The sequence below is a fragment of the Neisseria wadsworthii 9715 genome (genome assembly GCF_000227765.1).
GTDB classification, from domain to species: Bacteria; Pseudomonadota; Gammaproteobacteria; order Burkholderiales; family Neisseriaceae; genus Neisseria; species Neisseria wadsworthii.
The window spans coordinates 1,071,637-1,092,948 of the sequence record NZ_JH165159.1 but is presented as its reverse complement, the minus strand read 5'-3'; the positions used below and the strand labels follow the sequence as shown (position 1 = coordinate 1,092,948).

Below are 21,312 nucleotides of genomic sequence, written 5' to 3'. Positions count from 1 at the left end.
TTAGATACTTTAGTTTCTTTTATAGCTGCGTTATCTCACCTTCTTCTGCCATTGGGACTGTCTGCAACTTGCTTGCTATAACGCCCCGCCATCGCCTTGAATATCAAATTTTCATAGCGCAGCACTTCATAGCGCTGGTTCAATACATCCTGCGCGGAACTGTATTCGGTGTTAAGCGCTTCAAGCCAGTCTTTCAGGCTGTTTTTTCCATGCTGGTAACGCAATTGGTGATAGCGGCTGTTTTTTTTGTCCAATTCATATTTCTGCTGCACATTTGCTGAAGTTTGGCGGGCTTTTTCATAGGCCAAATAATAAGTGTTGACTTCATTCAGCGCGGTAGTCAGTGCAGTTTCAAAGTCAACTGCGGCACCATCAAATTCAGCTTGTACGGCTTTGTTTTGCCATTTGAGGGTTTTCCAGTTTAAAAACGGCAGGTTCACGCTCACATTGCCACCCAAAAACGGTACGTTAAACATGGTTCTGGCCTTATCGGACGCAGTGCTTAAAGTCGCGCCCAAAGTAACGCTGGGATACCAACTGCGTTTTTGCGCTTCCACTTGGCTCACGGCGGCTTGCAGGCGGGCTTCTGCCGCGCGCAAATCGGGGCGGTTGGCCAATGTGGCAATCGGCACGTTCATATCGACATTAATCGGATGGCTCAGTTTATAGTCGGCCGCAGCAATGTCTATCGCTTCATTTGGCTTTAGATCCAATAGATTGCGCAAGGTTTGTTCTTGTGTGTCGCGCGCGCGTTTCAGGCTGATTAAGTTGTTTTGGGTTGCCAGCAAGGTTTGTTCGCTTTGGCGGGGATCGGCCGAGGAAACCTTGCCTTCGCGATATTGCGCGGCGGCGATGCGTTTAATTTCTTGGTAACGCTTTAGGGTTTGCTCGCTCAAGCTGATGGCTTCATTCAGATAAGCGATATTGAAATAAGCGTCGGCCACATTGTTAATTAAGGCAAGCCTGGCTGCTTCCAAAGCATAGCGCGTTGCCTGATATTCGCTCACTTTGGCATTGGTTTGTGCTTGCAGCTTACGCCATAAATCGATTTCATAGCTCAAGCCGGCTTGGCTGCTGAATGTTCGGCTACTTTCACCGGTTTTGAGGTTTTCTCGGGTGCTTGCGCTTAGCGAACCATCTAAAGTTGGCAAGCGGTCGGCACCTGAAATTTTAGCCTGATAAAGCGCTTTGTTCATATTGATGGCGGCTTTTTTCAAATCAGCATTATTTGCCAATGCTTGCTCGATAAGCTTATTCAGGCCGGCGTTTTGATAAGCCGCCCACCATTGGGTGTCAATTTGATAACGGGCAGCGGCCTGCTCTGCGGAAATGATGCTACCGGAAGATTCGATTGTAAGGCCGGAATCGGTTTTCGGGCCGGCAGCACATGCGCTGATAACCAACACAGCCGCAAAGCGGATGCCTGTCTGAAAAAAAGGAGTGTGCTTCATTAATTTATGTTCCATAGGCTTTCAGACAGGCATTGTGATTAACGGAAAGCTTGTGCTATCTATGCCTGTCTGAAACTGGTCAATCATGTGCCAATGCGTCAATCGGGTTGAGCTTGGATGCCCGGTTAGCCGGTATATAGCCGAACACTACGCCGATAATGGTGGAGCAGGCTACGGCACCGACAACCGACATGGCGGAAAACGTCATGGCAAAATCGGTAACGAAATGGTTAAAAGTCATACCGATTAATACCGAAAGCGCAATGCCGGTCATCCCGCCGATCAGGCAGATTAATACCGCCTCAATCAAAAACTGCTGCAAAATATTGCCTTGCCGCGCGCCTATCGCCATACGCACGCCGATTTCTTTGGTGCGCTCGGTTACCGACACCAGCATAATGTTCATCACACCGATACCGCCCACCACCAACGAAATCAGCGCAATGCTGGAAATCAGCAACGTCATCGTGCCGGTAGCGCTTTCTACGGTTTGCTTGATGCTGTCGCTGTTGCGCATGAAAAAGTCTTCCGTGCCGTGGCGCGAAATCAGCAGCTCGGTTAAGCCGTTTTCCGCGGCCTGCGAGCTGGCATTGTCGCCCACTTTCACGATGAGCGAGCTGATATGCCGCTCGCCTGTAATCTGGTTCATCACGGTGGTGTAAGGCGACCAGAGCTGAAGGCTGTCTGAATCGCCGCCGAAAGCATTTTTTTCTTCCTTTACCGTGCCGATAATCGTAAGCGGCCGCTTTTTAAACAAAATCACTTTACCCAGCGGATTTTCATCCTCAGGAAATAATTTTTTTAAAGTATTCTGGTCAATCACCACAACCTGCGCATTGTCTTTTACGTCTTGCTCGTCAAACAAGCGCCCTTTATCCAACTTAAAACCGCGCACGTCAAAATACTGGTTGCCCACGCCGTAAAGCTGACCGGTTAAATCAGCATTGCGGTAAGTGATCGTGCCGCTTGAAGCGGTCATCGGCGTGACATTCGACACATAACTCTGCCTGCCGATAACTTCGGCATCAGCAACGGTAAGCGTTTTAATCTTGCCGCTGAAGCGGTCGCCAAATCCTTTGCCGGGGTAAATGCTAATGGTATTGGTGCCGATTGAGGCAATATCTCCCAAAATTTTCGTTTGTGTGCCCCTGCCCAAAGCCACCACCGACACCACCGAGGCAATGCCGATGATAATACCGAGCATGGTCAACAACGAACGCATTTTGTGCGACATAATCGCCTGTACCGACATCCTGAACGATTCGAGCAATTGGTCTTTGCGAAACAGCCATGAGCGGTTTTCAGGCAGGGTTTCTACCGAGCCGGGAGCTACTTCGCTGTTTTTGCTTATATCTGAAATAATATAGCCGTCTTTAATTTCAATCACACGGTTGGCCAGTGCGGCGATATTCGGATCGTGTGTAACCATGATAATGGTATGGCCTTCGCCGTGCAGTTGGCGGATGATCTCCATCACATTTTCGCCGCTTTTGGAATCCAGCGCGCCGGTCGGCTCATCGGCCAGCAAAATCTCACCGCCGTTCATCAAAGCCCTCGCAATGCTCACACGCTGCTGCTGGCCGCCTGATAGTTCGCTTGGCTTATTTTCTTCTTTGTCTTCCAAGCCCAGCCGGTGTAACAAAGCATTCGCTCTATTGTAACGCTCTTTATGCGGCAAGCCGGCATAAACCGCCGGCAAAGCCACATTATCGCGCGCGCTCAACGCATTCAAAAGATTGTAACGTTGAAAAATAAACCCAAACCGCTTGCGGCGCAGCCCTGCCAGCTCATCAGCTTCCATTTTGGCCGTTTCAACGCCGTCCACCACATATGAACCGGAGCTGGGTGTATCCAAGCAGCCTAGAATATTCATCAAAGTAGATTTGCCCGAACCAGATTGGCCGATAATCGCTACAAAGTCGCCTTTTTCAATTTTCAGGTTGATGTCTTTCAACACATGCACGCGATTGGCGCCCGAACCAAAACAGCGGTTGATATTTTTACATTCGATTAAACTCATCTGGCTTCTCCGCACGGTTTACAACGGTTCACCCCTACGGCTCCGTTCATCATTCCGCCACTCATCACCGCTAGCTTCAGACACCACCACTTTATCGCCCTCTTTCAAACCCGAAATAACTTCAACTGACGAACTGTTTTTGAGGCCTGTCTGAATTTCTTTTTCATGGGCATAACCCTCTGCATCCAGAACTTGAACGTAAGACTTACCTTCGCGTCTTTTTACCGTTAAAGCCGGAACAATCAAAACGTTTTCACGGCTGGTAACGAATACCGTATTCTGCGTGGTCATGCCAATCGAAAGTTTACCCTCGGGATTAGGCACCAAAGCACGTGCGTAATAATAGATGGCCGAGCTGCTGTTATCCGCGCTGATGCTGGTATTGCCGGTGCTATTCGACATAGTGGTTAAGGCAGGATCTATACTCTCAAGCGTAGCCTCGATCGGCGAATCCGGCTCAGAAAGAATGGTAAACTGAATTTTCTGGCCGCTTTTCACTTTGGTAATGTCGCCTTCACCAATCTGCATTTTATTCAGCATAGTGCCCAAATCAGCAAGCTGGATAATAGTTGGCGAACTTTGGGCCGCATTAATGGTTTGCCCCTCTTCAACAGGCAGGGCAACAACCGTGCCATCCATAGGCGCGATAATACGGGTATAACCGAGGTCAGCTTCCGCTGTGTTGATAGAAATTTGTGTTTGCTTGATGGTTGATTGCAATTCGGTAATTTTGGCTTTTGATTCCGCCAGCGCATCTTGTGCATGCTCTAACTCTTCTTTTGAAGTAGCATTTTCCGCCCACAGCGCTTTTTCCCGTTTATATTTTTTCTCAGCTGAATTTAAAGAAATTTTGGCAGAAGCCAGCTGCGCCTGATAAGTTTCCAGTTTGGCTTTGAGTGTGTTAAGTTCGTTACGCTGCGAAGTTGAATCAATTTCGGCAATCAAATCGCCTTTTTTTATTTGCTGGCCAAGTTTGACATAGAGCTTTTTAATCTGGCCTGTCGCCTGCGCGCCCACCTCAACCAAATGTGAAGAAGATAACTCGCCCGTCGCCGAAACCGTTTGGCTGAGCCTACTGCGCTTTACTGCTTCCGTGATATAAACAGGCTTCTGCTCCGGTTTCATATATTGCCAGCCGGCATAAGCAATCACAGCCAGCACCAATACACCCCCAATCCATTTGATGGCTTTTCTCATTTATAGATACTCTAAATATATGTTTAAATTGCAACAAAGTGTACTGCATACCATACATACCGCCAAGTTTAAATTTCCCCAGCTCCATCAATACCTTGTTTTATAAAAACAATCCGATACTTGTTTTACACAACGCCCAAAAGTTTGCAACGGTTCTAACACAGCAAAACAAATATTTTCACGTATCAAGTTGATTACACTCCTCTTAAAGCAGGAATAGGGCTATAATCCAAAATATTTTCCAATACAAGAAAATACGGGACTCATGAAAAAACTTTTTCATGATTTAAGAAAACGAAGTTTCCGCAAGGAAATAAGTTTCTGCAAAACTAAAACTCAGTTTTACTGACATATAAAAAATACTATGAATATCAAAAACCAACAAAACGGCTTCACTCTCGCCGAGATGCTGATAGTCGTGTTAATCTTGGCCATTTTGGCCACAATCGCCTACCCTTCTTACGAAAAATTCGTCCGCGACACCCGTATTGAAAACGCGCGTGCCGATTTAATCTACAATGCCCAGCAGCTCGAGCGTTACTACATTCAAAACCGCACGTTTGTTGGTTTCAATAATTTGGAAGACGACAACCGTTTCTTTACTATCCAGTTTGCCAACGGCTCCCCTTCTGCCGACAGCTTTACCCTGCAGGCAAACCCTATCCCAGATACCAATGCCAACGAGCAGCGTGTACTGCAACTGAATGACAGCAACATCTTGGTTATCTGCAATTCCGCCAATGATATTTCAGCTACAGGTGTTCCCTCTGATACCGGCTGCCAAATCCAGCAATAATTTTGACAAATCCGCGTGAATTCAGCATACTAACCAAAATAATTATTATCTTATTTAGTTTCACATTTGGGTTAATTATGCATAACAATTATTCACTCAACAGCGGATTTACGCTTGTCGAGATGCTGATTGCCATCACAGTATTCAGCATACTCGCCCTAATTGCCTACCCTACTTACAGCAATTACGTTCGCGACGCCAGAATCGCCGAAGTGCAGGGCGCTTTAATTGAAAACGCCCATTTTATGGAAAAATTCTATCTGCAACACCACTCGTTCAAACGAAACTCCACCACTTGGCCCACACTTCCCATTACTGCCAATAACCATTTCTGTATCAAACCTCAAGGCAATGCCCGCGGCGCAAATACCGATCGGTTTACATTAAAAGCCGTTGCTTTTAACAAAAGCGCAGAGCCGCGTGTTATTAAAATCAACGAAGCCCAGCAAATTATCATTTGCGAATCCAGCAAAAGCACATGCGATGACAACGATAATTTCTTCTCAGGTGCCAACAGCACTGACAAACAGTGCAGAATGGTGTATTAAATAAAAAATGCCTGTCTGAAAACTTACGCATGTTTCAGACAGGCATTCTCAAAACAAAAACCTAACCGGCTTTCGCCTCATATTCTTTCCCATTTGCCAAAAAGAGCTTAGGTTGCTCTCCCTTTTCAACCACGTCAGCCGTAATCAAAACGCGTTTCACATCTTTCAAATCCGGCAGCAAATACATGGTATCCAACAGCGATTTTTCCAAAATGGAGCGTAAACCACGCGCCCCTGTTTTACGCTCCAAAGCCAACTTGGCAACACTGCGCAGCGCCGCTTCTTCTATTTCCAGCTCTGCGCCTTCCATTTCAAACAGTGCCTGATACTGCTTCACCAATGCGTTTTTAGGTTCGGTCAAAATATTAATCAGCGCATCTTCATCCAATTCTGCCAACGCAGCAATTACCGGCAAACGACCAATCAGCTCGGGAATCAGACCGAATTTGATCAAATCTTCCGGTTCAACCGTTTGGAAAAGCTCGGTAATTTTAGAATCATCATCCTTACTATGTACCGCCGCTCCGAAACCGATACCGCCTTTTTCCGTACGCTGGCGGATGACTTTCTCCAAACCGGCAAACGCACCACCGCAAATAAACAAAATATTGGTGGTATCTACTTGAATAAATTCCTGATTAGGATGTTTACGCCCACCTTGCGGCGGCACACTGGCAACCGTGCCTTCAATCAGTTTCAACAAAGCCTGCTGCACCCCCTCACCCGATACATCGCGGGTAATGGAAGGGTTATCGCTTTTACGTGAAATTTTGTCGATTTCATCAATATACACAATACCGCGCTGGGCTTTTTCAACATCGAAATCACATTTTCCTAATAATTTGGTAATGATTTGCTCGACATCTTCGCCCACATAGCCCGCTTCAGTCAGTGTAGTGGCATCCGCCATCACAAAAGGAACATCCAATTTTCTTGCCAAAGATTGGGCCAGCAAAGTTTTACCCGACCCGGTAGGGCCGATCAGCAAAATATTACTCTTTGAAAGCTCCACATTATTATTTTCTTTGGGATGGCGCAGGCGTTTGTAATGATTATAAACCGCCACAGCCAAAGCTTTTTTCGCTTGATCCTGGCCTATTACATGATCATTCAGATTCGCTACAATTTCTGCAGGCGTGGGCAATTTATTCGACAATCCCGAATCTTTGTTCGGCCCTACTTTTCCACTTTCAGGCGCTTCGCTTCCGCCCAGCATCACACCACACGCTTCCACACATTCATTGCAGATAAATGCGTGTTCGCCTTCGATTAAATTCTTTACTTCATGCTCTGCTTTACCGCAAAAAGAGCAAGTTCGATTTTCATTTTCCGTGGTCATGGATGATCCAGTCTGTGATGTGATAAATACTTCAAGCGCAAAAACGCCTGACAAAATATAAAGTATAATAATTATCCGCCACTTTTTCAAACAACCCCTTGCTTTTTCAGACAGGCACGCAACACAACAACGCAAAGTCTTGGCAAATAAATGCCAAGTTAGGCAAACTATACTTTACAAAAATAAGCAACCTAACCGACAATAAAAAAATAACGCCGCAAATCTAAAATTTCACGGCAAGCACTGTAACTTATTATATCGTTTACAGAATTATTAGCATTTATATTCCAACCGTCTACAAATCCCTATTTTAAACATCAGAAAGCGATTTTTCTTATGTTGATGAAACGTACCCAGAAAACCTTTGCGGCCATATTACTCGGTATCAGCTTAAGCGCAGCATCTTTACCTGCCGCTGCAAACGACCTAGATGTACTCGGCCAATTCCTTGAGCAAAACTTCCCCACCGAGCACGATCCTATCGGTAACTTTATTGCCGAAAACCCTGCACAACAAATCGAAATGCAGGCGGCCATGGCAGGTCCATTGCTCTCTTCACAATCTGCTTTAATTATGAATAACAAAACCGGTGAGATTCTCTATCAGAAAAACATGAACCGGGTTATGCCCATTGCATCCATTTCTAAGCTGATGTCGGCAATGGTTGTATTGGACGGCGGACAAAGCCTAAATGAAGAAATAACCATCACATCTGACGAGATAGACCGCAGAAAAGGTACCGGCAGCCGCTTAGCAATAGGGACTACGCTTACCCGCGGCCAACTGCTGCACTTGAGTTTGATGTCGAGCGAAAACCGTGCTACTCACGCCTTAGGCCGTACATATCCGGGCGGCATGAGCGCATTTGTAGCAGACATGAATAAAAAAGCCCAATCTTTGGGCATGACCAACAGCCGTTTCTACGAACCAACCGGCTTGGATTACCGCAACGTATCGACTGCCAGCGATTTAAGCAAGCTGGTTTCCGCTGCTAGCGGCTACTCAAAAATCCGCCAGCTGAGCACCTCTAACTACAGCTCGGTGTACACAGCCTCCGGCAAACAAAATTATAAAAATTCCAATGCCTTAGTACGCGAAGGCTCTTGGAATATTGAGTTACAGAAAACCGGCTACATTCGCGAATCCGGTCGCTCCATGGTAGTTAAAGCCAATGTGCAAAAACAACCCGTAACGATTATTCTGTTGAACTCTCCCTCATCAGCTACCCGCGTAAACGATGCACGACGCATTGAATCTTGGATGAACCAACGCCCGTCTTAAAACTCAGTTTTAACCGGGCGGTCTATAAACAATGCCTGTCTGAAAAAGTTTCAGACAGGCATTGTTTATATCGCGAGACATATAAACTTACATACATCCTTCATTCTGACACAGAGTAAACAAAGACACTCCGGCATCGCGGATTTTTTTGCCGCCCGGTAAGTCTGTAAACTCTAAAATTGCCGATGCCTCAACCACTTCCGCACCCAACTTCCTAATCAACTCAACCCCTGCCAGCATTGTGCCACCTGTTGCAACCAGATCATCCACCAACAGCACCCTTGATCCCGACTGCACAGCATCGGTGTGTATTTCAACAACGGCCTCGCCATATTCCAAAGAATAGCTTTGGGAAACCGTTTTAAAAGGAAGCTTGCCTTTTTTGCGAATCGGCACAAAGCCGACATTCAACTGATATGCCAGCGCCGCCCCGATAATAAAACCACGGGCATCTAATCCGGCTACCACATCAATTTTCTGCCCCATATAGCGATAAACCAGCAAATCAACCAACAATCTGAAATACTGCGGACTTTGCAAAACCGGCGTAATATCATGAAAAAGAATACCCTTCTCCGGCCAGTTCGGAATTTTTCTGATTTTATCGGCTAATTCACGAACACCTATCGCATCAGCATGCGTCAACATCATAGATACAGTTCCCGTTCAATTAACAAAAACAAAACATTGTAACAAATTTTATGTTTTACTGTCTGAATTCAAATGCCTGCGGTATAATTAATAAGTTACAAAACCATTTCCCATCCGATTATGCGCACCCCCCAAAAAGGCAATATTTTTATTATATCCGCCGCATCCGGCACAGGTAAAACCACTCTGGTTTCCCGCCTGCTCAACCGTAACAAAGACATCTGCGCTTCCGTTTCACACACCACCCGCCAACCCCGCGAAGGCGAAATCGACGGCAAGCATTACCATTTCGTTAATATTTCACAATTCGAACATCTGATTAATCAATCCGCCTTTTTAGAATATGCAAATGTTTTCGGCAACTATTACGGCACCAGCCAAGAAAGTGTTGAACAGCTGCAAAACCAAGGCTACGATGTGATATTGGAAATCGACGTGCAAGGCGCCGAACAAATCCGCCGAGCCCTACCCGAATCCATCAGCATTTTCCTTCTGCCGCCGTCATTCCAAAGCTTGAGCGACCGTTTGCGGGGCCGGAAAACGGATAGCGAAGAAGTGATTGACAAACGCCTGTCTGAAGCCCGTAATGAAATTGAGCAATCACTGCTTTTCGACTATTTAGTTGTCAACGACAACTTGGATGAAGCAGAAAACAATCTGCTGCACATCATCAAATCCAATAGATTAAAGCAATCAAATCAAAAACAATTTATCGAAAACCTATTGGAAAATTCCTAAAATTTAGCGACAATATTCACACTATACTTTTCAAAATTTTTATTTATTAATTCAAGAAAGAAACAACATGGCCCGTATCACAGTAGAAGACTGCATCAGTAAAATCCCCAATCACTTCGATTTAACCTTGGCAGCAGCACGCCGCGCACGCCAGCTGGAAAACGGCACAGCCCCTTTGGTTGAAGACATCCGCAACAACAAAGCCACCGTTACCGCACTGCGCGAAATCGCTGCAGGCCAAATTACCGCTGACATTCTGAAGCTTAACAAATAACAGGCATTGCCATGTCCGCGCCCAAACCCACCGCCCCTTACGACAAGCTAACCACCGAAGCCCGCGCCCTCCTATTCCGTACTGCGGCCTATTTAAGCAAAGAAGAGCTGGTTCAACTTGAAAAAGCTTGTGCCTACGCTTTTCATGCCCACGACGGGCAAACCCGTAAAAGCGGCGAACCTTACATCACCCATCCGATTGCCGTGGCCACCGAGCTGGCTAAATGGCATATGGATTTACAAACCCTGTGCGCGGGCTTAATGCATGACGTTTTAGAAGACACAGGCACCACCAAAGCCGAACTTGCGGAAGAATTCGGCGACACCATTGCAGACATGGTGGACGGCCTATCCAAATTGGAAAAACTTGAATATGGCAGCGCAGCCGAACATCAAGCAGAAAGTTTCCGCAAACTCATCTTGGCAATGACCAAAGACATCCGTGTGATTATCGTCAAACTGTCTGACCGTCTGCACAACATGCGCACGCTCGGATCCATGCGCCCCGATAAACGCCGGCGCATTGCCAATGAAACACTCGAAATCCACGCACCGATTGCCAACAGAATCGGCCTGAATAATGCTTACCGCGAACTTCAGGATTTATCTTTTCAAAATATCTACCCCAACCGCTACGAAGCGCTCCGCAAAGCCATGAGCGCATTCAGGCGAGATCACCATGATGTGGTCGGCAAAGTGCTGAGTGCATTCAGCCAGCGCCTAGTCAGCGCTAATATCGAAGCCCAAATCAAAGGCCGCGAAAAAAACCTATACAGCATTTATCAAAAAATGCGCAATAAAAACATTCATTTCGACGAAGTAATGGACATTTACGGCTTTCGCGTGATCGTAAACAACATTCCCGCTTGTTATGCTGCTCTGGGCGCATTACACCAACTTTACAAACCAAAACCAGGCAAAATCAAAGACTACATCGCAATCCCGAAAAGCAACGGCTACCAAAGCCTCCACACTACTCTAACAGGCCCCTACGGCCTTCCCATCGAAGTGCAAATCCGCACACGTGAAATGGAAGCTGTGGCAGAAGGCGGCGTAGCAAGCCACTGGGCTTATAAATCAGGCGATGACAAACTCGACCAAGCTACCATAAACACCAATACATGGTTGCAAAATATTCTAGATTTGCAATCGCGCAGTGCCAGCGCAACCGAATTTTTAGAGCATGTAAAAGTCGACCTTTTCCCCAACGAAGTTTACATTTTCACACCCAAAGGCAAGATTGTTGTATTACCCAAAGGCGCTACACCAATTGACTTTGCCTACACCGTGCACACCGACGTCGGCCACCGCTGCATTGCCGCCCGTATCAACAAAGTAGCCATGCCGCTGCGCACCAAACTGAAAACAGGCGATACGGTAGAAATCATCACTTCCGAGCAGGCCCGCCCGAGCGCTGCGTGGCTCAACTTTGCCGTTTCAAGCCGGGCACGCAGCGCCATCCGCAACTACATTAAAAACATGAACCGCCAAGATGCCATCCTTCTTGGCGAAAACCTGCTGCAAAAAGCACTTTCCAGCCTGCTGCCGCAAAACGTACTCCTGTCTGAAGAGCTGAAAGAAAAATATCTTGCCGATTTAAACAATCAGCAAACTACTTTTGAGGACGTTTTATACAACGTCGGTATGGGACACACATTGCCCGCCTCCGTAGCCATGCACATAGCCGAACTGGCAGGCAAGCATTTTGGCGATGAAGTCAAACTCAGCCCGATTAAAATCAGCGGAAACGAAACAGGACGCGTGCATCTGGGCCAATGCTGCAACCCAATTCCCGGCGATGCCATCAAAGCGGTAATCATTAAAGACCAAGGTATGATTATCCATCGGGATACCTGCCCCAATATATTAAAAGCCGATCCCGATCAACAACTTGATGCCGATTGGGGTGCCATCCAAGACCGTACTTACCGCACCAATATTTTGGTTGCATCCGAAGATACACACGGCTTATTGGCCGCTATGGCGCAAGCGCTTTCCGGTGAAGGTGCGGATATCGAAGCCGTTGAAACCCCGTCGCAAAGCCAGGCAGGTATCGAAGGATTTATCGAATTTAAATTCCGGATAAAAACCAAAGACTTGACCCAGCTCAACCGCATCATCCATGCCCTGCACCATATCCCGCAAGTCCGCCGAGTTACCCGCGTGTAAACACGGATTGACATGCCGCACATTTTTTAAGATAATTACATGATTTTCCAGCCTGTATTACACAGGCTGATTATTTTCCGCCTGCGGCAAAAGCGGCAGGCCTGTTAGGAGGTGATGTTTACATCACGGCGCGTATCCCCGCCCCGCTAGTTGCGAAACCGAGATACACATTCATTATCCAAACTGCCCGTCTATATATCCGGCGCAGTTATCCAAACAATTTAAATTAATACTAGGAAATAAAATGCCTGCTATTCGTGTAAAAGAAAACGAACCTTTTGAAGTTGCGATGCGCCGTTTCAAACGTGCTGTAGAAAAAACCGGCTTGCTGACCGAGCTGCGCGCCCGCGAAGCTTACGAAAAGCCAACTACCGAGCGCAAACGCAAAAAAGCAGCGGCAGTTAAACGCCTGCAAAAACGCCTGCGCAGCCAGCAGCTTCCTCCTAAAATGTATTAATCCGATTTAATACATCAAAAAAATAAAAACACCGAGAACTTGTTTTTCGGTGTTTTTAGCATTTAGAATGCCTGTCTGAAAACACTTAACGAAAGCCCGAATGATGACTTTAAAAGCCCGCCTTTCCGAAGATATGAAAACAGCCATGCGCTCCAAAGACCAAGTGTCGCTGTCAACCATCCGCTTAATCAATGCCGCCATCAAACAATTCGAAGTAGATGAGCGTACCGAGGCAGACGACACAAAAATCACAGCCATTCTGAGCAAAATGATTAAGCAACGCAAAGATTCAGCCAAAATCTACACAGACGCAGGGCGCAGCGATTTGGCCGACAAAGAAACCGCCGAAATCAACGTATTAAACCGTTATCTGCCGGAAATGATGAGCAACGAAGAAATTCAAGCCGCCGTTGACGCAGCAATAACGCAAACCGGTGCAGCAAGCATGGCCGATATGGGCAAAGTAATGGGATTATTGAAAACTTCTCTTTCCGGCAAAGCCGATATGGGTGAAGTCAATAAAATCCTTAAAGCCCGTTTAAGCTGATTACTTTTTTCAGACAGGCATTGCCCATACATTGTTTAATGCCTGTCTGAAACACACTCTACCGCACCATGATTCCATCCGACTTTATTGACGAGCTGCTGGCCAAAGTTGACATCGTTGACATCATCGACGAACACGTGCCCCTCAAAAAAGGCGGGGCAAACTATATGGCTTGTTGCCCGTTTCACAAAGAAAAATCTCCTTCATTTTCCGTGAGCCCCTCCAAACAGTTTTACCATTGTTTCGGCTGCGGCGCTCACGGTTCGGCTATTGGTTTTATCATGGAATACCAAGGCTTGAGTTTCACAGAAGCAGTACAATTTCTGGCAGACCGCGTCGGCATGACCGTACCCCGCACCAAAGGCCAAGCCGACAACCCAGAAAAGCGCGCCGAACGCAAAAAAAAGCAGCAAACCCTCGAAGAAACCACCCAAGCCTGCGCAGACTTCTACCGTGCACAACTCAAGCTTTACCCAACAGCACAATCCTATCTTCAACAACGCGGCTTAAACCCCGAAATCATCGAACATTACAGCTTAGGCTACGCGCCGGAAGGCTGGCAGCCGCTGGCCCAAGTGTTCCAGCCCTACCCAAACACCGCACTCATCGATAGCGGCATGGTTATCGAAAACGAAGGCAAGCATTACGACCGCTTCCGCCACCGGATCATGTTTCCCATACGCGACACACGCAGCCAAATCATCGGTTTCGGCGGCCGCGTGCTGGATGATTCCAAACCCAAATACCTTAATTCGCCCGACACCCCTTTATTCGACAAAGGCAAAAACCTATACGGCCTCTACGAAGGCCGCGCAGCCATCAAAGATGCCGGCCGCATTCTAGTGGTAGAAGGCTATATGGACGTGGTTGCCCTCGCCCAATTCGGCATAGGCTACAGCGTTGCCTCGCTAGGCACATCCACCACCTCGGAACATGTGAAACTTCTAATGCGCCAAACCGACAGCATTTATTTCTGTTTCGATGGTGATGCCGCAGGCCGCAAAGCCGCATGGCGGGCACTTGAAAACGCACTGCCCCAACTGAAAGACGATAAATCGCTTCATTTTCTTTTCCTGCCCGAAGAACACGACCCCGACAGCTATGTACGCCAATTCGGCAAAGCCCAATTCGAAGACGCCCTGCTCCACCAAAGCAAACCCCTGTCTGAATATATTTGGGATGCCCTCACAGAAACACTTGATTTGCGCACACAGGAAGGCAAAGCCGAACTTGTTAAAACCAGCGCCCCCCTACTCGCCCAAATCAACGCGCCTGCACTAAGCTTTCTGCTCAAACAAAAATTAAGCGATCTGGTTGGCATCGACCCCGCCAATCTTGCCCAACTGCTCGGTCAAGAAGCGCCTAAGCGCCAAGTCAAACAAAAAAGCTATAAGCTCCCCGCAGGCACTGCCCGCCAGCCGCAAATGGCAACCCTCGCACAAAAACAAATCCGTGCGCTACTCGCCAACCCCGAGTGGGCAGAACACATACACCTCCCCGAATATTTGCCGCTCACAGGCGATTTGGCCTGTCTGGCTAACGTAGCCGAGACCATTAAAAACAACCCACACATCACCAACAGCGCCCACATTTTCGAACACATGCGCGGCGGCCCTTATGAAACCGTTTTATTCAATATTTTCCGAAACAGCGAATATGACGCCGAACCCGACACCATAAGCAAAGAAAGCCAGCAAGAATTCAAACAAGGCATGGCCAAACTCTTGAGCGAATTTCACTCCTCCCAAATCGACGCCCTCAAAGCCAAAAGCAGCACCAGCGGCCTTAACGACGCAGAGAAAAAACTTTTGTTGAACTTATTAGTACAAAAACAGCACCAAGCATAGACACAACAACAAGCCTGATGCCTGTCTGAAAACAATGCCCTCAAATACTTTCACAACCATACTTTGACGAGGCAGCAAAACCAACACTGAAACCATCCATAGCGATGAAACCGAAAGTTTCATACTCCGCTGCCGTTCCTTGTTCTACTATTTGAACTGTCCTCAGATCGGTACTTTGTATGAAATATGCATTTCACAACCCTGCCACATAAAAAACCATCTATTTCAGATAAGCCTTATCTTGTTGGAGCAAAAAGATTTTTATATAATACTGACTTTTTTCCGCCACACGCTTGCAATCGAAGCAGATATCCCCATTTAAAAGCGGAACAATAAATTCCATCGCCTGAAAGCAGATGATGCTATCGCAGGCAAAAATGACTATTATCAAAAATCCGCCGAACTCTATCTCAGCTGCATAAACTAAAGCAGAACACCCATTTTCGCGTGCGGATGCCGACCGAACATACCGAGACTGATAATGACCAACCAACACAACAACATTCAAGACTCCGAAAACGAAGAACGCGACGACAACCGTCCGCTCACGCCGGAAGAGCAACGTGCCCGCCTGCGTCAGCTCATTATCATGGGTAAAGACCGTGGCTATATCACCTACGCGGAAATCAACGATGCCCTGCCCGATGACATGTCCGACGCCGAACAAATCGACAACATCGTCAACATGATTCAAGGCTTGGGCATTCAAGTTACCGAAGAAGCCCCCGACGCCGATACCCTGTTGATGAACGACAACAGTACAGGCATTACTGATGATGACGCCGTAGAAGAAGCCGAAGCCGCCCTCTCCAGCGCCGATTCGGAATTCGGCCGCACCACCGACCCCGTGCGCATGTACATGCGCGAAATGGGACAAGTGGATCTGCTTACCCGCGAAGACGAAATCATCATCGCCAAAAAAATCGAAAACGCACTGAAAAACATGATTCAGGCCATTTCCGCCTGCCCCGGCTCCATTGCTGAAATTCTTGCGCTAATTGAGCAGGTGCGCAACGATGAAATCAAAGTGGATGAAGCTGTTGAAGCCATTATTGATCCGAACGAAGTGCTGCTCAACGAATTAGGGCTGGGCCATTTGGAAACCGCGACTGCCGATTCAAGTGGAGAAAGCAGCGACGACGAAGCGGAAGACGATTCCGAAGATGAAGATGAAGAAGACAATGGTGGTACGCTGGAAAACACCAACTTGGAAGAGTTGAAACAGAAAGTGCTCGAACATTTCGACGGCATCAATGAGAGCTACGAAAAAATGATTGCTGCGCTCGACAAATACGACAGCAAACATCCCAAATACCTGAAGCACCGCGACGCCATCGCCAACAAACTGCTGGAAGTGCGTTTTTCCACACGCCAAATCGAAAACCTCAGCAGCAACCTGCGCAACAATGTTGATCAAATCCGCAAGCTTGAGCGCGAAATCCGCGACATCTGCCTAGACCGGGTACATATGGATCGCGATTACTTCATCGCATCTTTCCTACCCAACACCACCAATTTGGATTGGGTAGGTGAAGAAATCAGCAAAAATCGCGTTTGGAGCGATGCGTTAAGCCGCTTCCAGCATGCCATTTTGGAAAAACAAACCGAAATGGCCGGAATGGAAAAGCAGGCGCGCATTTCGATTGACGAATTAAAAGAAATCAACAAAAACATGGTGGTAAGCGAAAAAGAAACCGCGGCCGCCAAACAGGAAATGATTCAAGCCAACTTGCGCCTGGTGATTTCAATTGCCAAAAAATACACCAACCGCGGCCTGCAATTCCTTGATTTGATTCAAGAAGGCAATATCGGCTTGATGAAAGCGGTGGATAAATTCGAATACCGCCGCGGCTATAAATTTTCCACTTACGCAACATGGTGGATCCGTCAGGCCATTACCCGTTCGATTGCAGACCAAGCCCGCACCATCCGTATCCCCGTTCATATGATTGAAACCATCAACAAAATGAACCGGATTGCCCGCCAATACCTGCAAGATAACGGTGAAGAACCCGATTCTGCAAAACTGGCCGAGCTGATGGAAATGCCGGAAGACAAAATCCGCAAAATCATGAAAATCGCCAAAGAGCCGATTTCTATGGAAACCCCGATTGGCGATGACGATGATTCACACTTGGGCGATTTTATTGAAGACATCAATAACGTGGCGCCTTCGGATGCGGCGATGTATTCCAGCCTGCGCGAAGTCACCAAAGATGTATTGGAAAGCCTCACACCGCGCGAAGCGAAAGTGTTGCGTATGCGTTTCGGTATCGACATGAACACTGACCACACGCTTGAAGAAGTAGGCAAACAATTTGACGTAACCCGCGAGCGCATCCGTCAGATTGAAGCGAAAGCGCTCCGCAAACTCCGCCATCCGACCCGAAGCGACCGCTTGAAGAGCTTCCTGGATAGCGAAGAAGGCAAACAATAAGGCCTGTCTGAAAAGAAAGCGCAAATCCAATTTGCGCTTTTTTATTGCGCCTGTTCACGCAATGCAGATGCCTGTCTGAAAATAAATCCGAACCCCATACCGCCGATTCGAAAGATGCCCTATTTCGCCCTGCTCGACGATGCTGTTGCCAACCGTGCACAGCTGTTTCAAAACCACATACGCAGCGAGTTTTTGCCGCCCGACGCAATCGGCAAACTGGATGCCTGTCTGAAAAAAGGCTGGGCGGAAAACCTGCATGTAGTCATTTTTGCCGACTACGAATTCGGCCTGCCGTTGCAAACCTTGCCTGCCGAGCAGGGTTTACTCGCTTTGCACTGGTTTGCAGAAAAAACCCTGCTCGACAATCCGCAACAATGGTTGTCTGAACAAAGCGGCAGCAAACCCGCCGGCCTCACTTGCACCCGCAATTCAGTAAACCAAGCCGCCTATACCGAGGCCGTCAACCGGATCAAAGCGGCCATAGTCCGCGGCGACACCTATCAAATCAACTACACCACGCGCCTCCATGCCCAAGCCTACGGCGACCCGGTAAAGCTCTACACCCGCCTGCGCCAGCCGGTTCCCTATGCCGCTTTAGCCTGCCTGCCCGACGGGCAGCAGCAACACAAATGGACACTCTGCTTCTCCCCCGAGCTCTTTCTCAAAATATCGGAAAACGGCGAAATGCTAACCGAGCCGATGAAAGGCACGGCTCCCGTGTTAAATGACGGGCAAGATGCCGCCCGCGCCGCAGAGCTGCAAGCAGACCCCAAAAACCGCGCCGAAAACATCATGATCGTCGACCTTTTGCGCAACGACTTGGGCAAAATCGCCGAAACCGGTAGCGTGCGCGTGCCCGAGCCGTTTAAAGTATCGCGCTTCGGCTCGGTTTGGCAAATGACCAGTGCCGTTTACGCCCAAGCCAAGCCCGGCACAAGCGCCGCCGACATTTTCAAAGCGGCTTTTCCGTGCGGCTCCATCACGGGCGCACCCAAACGCATGAGTATGCACTTGATTCAACAATTGGAAACTGAGCCACGCTCACTCTACACCGGCAGCATCGGCCATCTGGCTCCGTGTGCCGGCGGCTTAGGCTTTCACGGCACGCTCAACGTCGTTATCCGCACCCTACAACTTGCCCCTGCCGAAAACACAGACTGCTACGAAGCCATATACGGTGTGGGCTCCGGCATTGTTTGGGACAGCGACAGCCACGCCGAATACGAAGAATGCCGTTGGAAATCCCGCTTTATCACGCAACTTGCCCCCGAATTCGGCCTGATAGAAACCATCCGCATTGAAAACCGGCAAAGCATACTGCTGCCCTATCATTTACAAAGGCTCGCCCAAAGCGCCCACACATTAAACATTCCTTATAATGAAACCACCGCTGCCAACTATATCCGTAACATAGCAGCATCTCTGCCACAACATGCCCACCGCCTCAAAATCATCCTAAAGCCGGATGGCAGTTTGCAACATGAAATCGGGCTACTCACAGATTTTGATACACCACAACACATCATACTTTCAGAAACCGCCCTTTCCGACACTGATTTCCTACGCCGTTTCAAAACCAGCCACCGGCATATTTACGATCAGGGCTGGCAAACGGCTCAAACCCGAGGCGCGTTCGACAGCCTGTTTTTCAACCGCAGCGGTTTTCTGCTCGAAGGCGGCCGCAGCAACGTGTTCCTGCTCATCGACGGGGCATACCACACTCCGCCGGTCGGGCTGGACATTCTCAACGGCGTTATGCGGCAAGCCGTTTTCGACCGCCCCAATGATTACTTGGACGGCATAGCGCCGGTGGAAAGCCGCCTGACCCGAAAAGACATATTGCGTGCAGAAAAAATATTATTGAGCAACGCCTTACGAGGCGTTTTCGAAGTATCCCTGAAATAGCTTTGCCGTTTACACATGCCTGTCTGAAAACTTTCAGACAGGCATTTGGCTGATGGTCAAACCGGTTGCCGAAAAGGCACCACCACAATAAATATGAAGCCTTAAAACCAAATAAGATAAAATAAGCCGCAACATCTTTCCACCATCTTTGCTGTCATGAATTATCCCTGCCTTTACGCCGCCCCATTCGGCAATATCACCTTAGTGTTCGATGCGGAACACAACCTTGTCGAACTGAACTTACACGGCAAGCCAGAATACGCGCCCTATCCCCTGCCCGACGTGTGGCAGCAAAAGCTTGACGATTACTTTGCAGGCCGGCTGAAAAACTTCAACCACCTTATCTCCAAAAAAGGCACCGCCTTCCAGCAGCAAGTATGGCAGGCGATCGCCGAAATACCCGCCGGACAAGTGCTCACTTACCAAGACATTGCCCTGAAAATCGGCAGCCATCCGCGCGCAGTCGGCGGCGCTTGCGGCAAAAACCCGTTGGCTTTAGTGGTGCCTTGCCACCGCGTTGTAGCCAAACAGGGCTTGGGCGGTTTTTCCAGCGGCGAAGGGGATGCGTTAGCCATCAAACGCTGGCTGCTACGACATGAAGGCATCGACATTTAACACCTTGCCAACCATTCCTGTCTGAAAAACACCGATTATGAACGAACCGATCGACCGACTGCTCGAACACCTTTGGCTTAACGACCGCCTGAGCAGAAATACACTGGAAGCATACCGCCGGGATTTGGAGAAAATCGCCGCCCGCCTGGCCGAACGCCACCTCAACTGGCAAACCGCACAAACCACCGATCTTGCCGCAGCGGTATACCATCCCGACGAAAAACCCCGCTCGCAAGCCCGCGCCCTTTCCGCCTGCAAACGCCTGTATAGCTGGCTGCTTGAAACCGATCAGCGTCACGACAACCCCACACAACACCTAACCGCACCGAAACAGACGCAAACCCTGCCCAAGCTGATTACCGAACCTCAAATCGACGCCCTGCTCAACGCACCCGACACAGAAACCCCACACGGCCTGCGCGACAAAGCCTTATTGGAGCTGATATATGCCACAGGGCTGCGCGTAAGCGAGGCCGTCAACCTCAAAATCGGCGAAGCCGACCTGCAAAAAGGCATGATTAACACCATAGGCAAAGGCAACAAACAGCGCATCGTTCCTTTAGGAGAAGAAGCGTCTTACTGGATACAACGCTATATCGCCGAAGCCCGCCCGCTTTTATTGAAAAACAAGACATGCGACAAATTGTTTGTCAGCCAAAAACGGGGCGGCATCAGCCGCCAGCTCGCCTGGATGATTGTAGAAAAATATGCCCAAGCCGCAGGCATCAATCACCTCAGCCCGCACGGCCTACGGCATGCTTTTGCCACCCATTTGGTCAACCACGGCGCCGATTTGCGCGTTGTCCAACTGCTGCTCGGGCATGCCGACATCAGCACCACCCAGATTTACACCCATGTTGCCAACGAGCGCTTGAAAAATATTGTTGAAGAACACCACCCGCGCGGTTGAATAATCACACCTCAATAAAGCTTCATATAAATATAATCATTATTAAATATAATTCAATTATTACTATCAAAATAAAAACAAGCATAAATCAAATAAGGGCTTAGGAAGCAAGCTGCAGACAGTACAAATAT

The 21,312-nt window shown here is 48.2% G+C and carries 18 protein-coding genes; 13 read left to right on the top strand and 5 right to left on the bottom strand.

Translation table 11 applies throughout. From position 1 onward, the window contains the following. Positions 1-35: 35 nt before the first annotated feature. The 3 genes from HMPREF9370_RS04995 to HMPREF9370_RS04985 all read right to left on the bottom strand — a co-directional run bounded on the left by HMPREF9370_RS04995 (position 36) and on the right by HMPREF9370_RS04985 (position 4,668). Positions 36-1,451: a TolC family protein gene (locus HMPREF9370_RS04995; protein WP_040666943.1), complete on the bottom strand. Its 1,416-nt coding sequence runs from the start codon at positions 1,449-1,451 to the stop codon at positions 36-38. Positions 1,452-1,530: 79 nt separating this feature from the next. Next, positions 1,531-3,471, bottom strand: a complete 1,941-nt coding sequence (locus HMPREF9370_RS04990; protein ID WP_009116270.1) for a MacB family efflux pump subunit — start codon at positions 3,469-3,471, stop codon at positions 1,531-1,533. A gap of 18 nt (positions 3,472-3,489) precedes the next feature. Continuing rightward, the gene (locus HMPREF9370_RS04985) at positions 3,490-4,668 is read right to left on the bottom strand and encodes an efflux RND transporter periplasmic adaptor subunit (RefSeq protein ID WP_009116269.1); all 1,179 of its coding nucleotides are present in this window, start codon (positions 4,666-4,668) and stop codon (positions 3,490-3,492) included. A gap of 364 nt (positions 4,669-5,032) precedes the next feature. Here HMPREF9370_RS04985 and HMPREF9370_RS04980 point away from each other — a divergent pair, with 364 nt between their 5' ends. Together HMPREF9370_RS04980 and HMPREF9370_RS04975 are read left to right on the top strand one after the other, a co-directional pair. Then, complete coding sequence (locus tag HMPREF9370_RS04980) at positions 5,033-5,464, top strand: type IV pilin protein (RefSeq protein WP_009116268.1); 432 nt, start codon at positions 5,033-5,035, stop codon at positions 5,462-5,464. A gap of 77 nt (positions 5,465-5,541) precedes the next feature. Continuing rightward, entirely contained in the window at positions 5,542-6,012 is a 471-nt protein-coding gene (locus HMPREF9370_RS04975) for a type IV pilin protein (protein WP_009116267.1), read from the top strand. 61 nt (positions 6,013-6,073) lie between these two features. Here the strand turns inward: HMPREF9370_RS04975 and clpX are convergent, their stop codons facing one another. Beyond that, positions 6,074-7,351 carry an ATP-dependent Clp protease ATP-binding subunit ClpX gene (gene clpX / locus HMPREF9370_RS04970; RefSeq protein ID WP_040666942.1) on the bottom strand — a complete coding sequence of 426 codons (1,278 nt, stop codon included), beginning with the start codon at positions 7,349-7,351 and terminating at the stop codon, positions 6,074-6,076. 336 nt (positions 7,352-7,687) lie between these two features. On the opposite strand from clpX, the gene HMPREF9370_RS04965 reads away from it, so the two are divergent. Next, positions 7,688-8,632 carry a serine hydrolase gene (locus HMPREF9370_RS04965; protein ID WP_009116264.1) on the top strand — a complete coding sequence of 315 codons (945 nt, stop codon included), beginning with the start codon at positions 7,688-7,690 and terminating at the stop codon, positions 8,630-8,632. 87 nt (positions 8,633-8,719) lie between these two features. Here the strand turns inward: HMPREF9370_RS04965 and HMPREF9370_RS04960 are convergent, their stop codons facing one another. Beyond that, positions 8,720-9,280, bottom strand: a complete 561-nt coding sequence (locus HMPREF9370_RS04960; protein ID WP_040667469.1) for an adenine phosphoribosyltransferase — start codon at positions 9,278-9,280, stop codon at positions 8,720-8,722. A 123-nt stretch (positions 9,281-9,403) separates the two neighbouring features. Here HMPREF9370_RS04960 and gmk point away from each other — a divergent pair, with 123 nt between their 5' ends. From gmk to xerD, 10 genes are all read left to right on the top strand, one after another. Then, positions 9,404-10,021, top strand: coding sequence for a guanylate kinase (gmk, locus tag HMPREF9370_RS04955; protein WP_009116261.1), 618 nt, complete (start codon positions 9,404-9,406; stop codon positions 10,019-10,021). A 67-nt stretch (positions 10,022-10,088) separates the two neighbouring features. After that, a complete protein-coding gene (gene rpoZ, locus HMPREF9370_RS04950; RefSeq protein WP_009116260.1) occupies positions 10,089-10,295 on the top strand; it encodes a DNA-directed RNA polymerase subunit omega in 207 nt (68 codons plus the stop codon). 11 nt (positions 10,296-10,306) lie between these two features. Continuing rightward, positions 10,307-12,463 carry a RelA/SpoT family protein gene (locus HMPREF9370_RS04945; RefSeq protein ID WP_009116259.1) on the top strand — a complete coding sequence of 719 codons (2,157 nt, stop codon included), beginning with the start codon at positions 10,307-10,309 and terminating at the stop codon, positions 12,461-12,463. A 244-nt stretch (positions 12,464-12,707) separates the two neighbouring features. Next, complete coding sequence (gene rpsU, locus HMPREF9370_RS04940) at positions 12,708-12,920, top strand: 30S ribosomal protein S21 (protein ID WP_002214819.1); 213 nt, start codon at positions 12,708-12,710, stop codon at positions 12,918-12,920. A 103-nt stretch (positions 12,921-13,023) separates the two neighbouring features. Beyond that, positions 13,024-13,467: a GatB/YqeY domain-containing protein gene (locus HMPREF9370_RS04935; RefSeq protein WP_040667467.1), complete on the top strand. Its 444-nt coding sequence runs from the start codon at positions 13,024-13,026 to the stop codon at positions 13,465-13,467. Between the two features lie 68 nt (positions 13,468-13,535). Next, a complete protein-coding gene (gene dnaG, locus HMPREF9370_RS04930) occupies positions 13,536-15,314 on the top strand; it encodes a DNA primase (protein WP_009116257.1) in 1,779 nt (592 codons plus the stop codon). A gap of 481 nt (positions 15,315-15,795) precedes the next feature. Then, on the top strand, positions 15,796-17,751 hold the full coding sequence (gene rpoD / locus HMPREF9370_RS04925) for an RNA polymerase sigma factor RpoD (RefSeq protein WP_009116254.1): 1,956 nt from the start codon (positions 15,796-15,798) through the stop codon (positions 17,749-17,751). Positions 17,752-17,865: 114 nt separating this feature from the next. Then, the gene (locus HMPREF9370_RS04920; RefSeq protein WP_009116253.1) at positions 17,866-19,656 is read left to right on the top strand and encodes a bifunctional chorismate-binding protein/class IV aminotransferase; all 1,791 of its coding nucleotides are present in this window, start codon (positions 17,866-17,868) and stop codon (positions 19,654-19,656) included. A 156-nt stretch (positions 19,657-19,812) separates the two neighbouring features. After that, positions 19,813-20,271 carry a methylated-DNA--[protein]-cysteine S-methyltransferase gene (locus tag HMPREF9370_RS04915; protein ID WP_009116252.1) on the top strand — a complete coding sequence of 153 codons (459 nt, stop codon included), beginning with the start codon at positions 19,813-19,815 and terminating at the stop codon, positions 20,269-20,271. A 37-nt stretch (positions 20,272-20,308) separates the two neighbouring features. Continuing rightward, a complete protein-coding gene (gene xerD / locus HMPREF9370_RS04910; protein ID WP_009116251.1) occupies positions 20,309-21,181 on the top strand; it encodes a site-specific tyrosine recombinase XerD in 873 nt (290 codons plus the stop codon). Positions 21,182-21,312 lie beyond the last annotated feature (131 nt).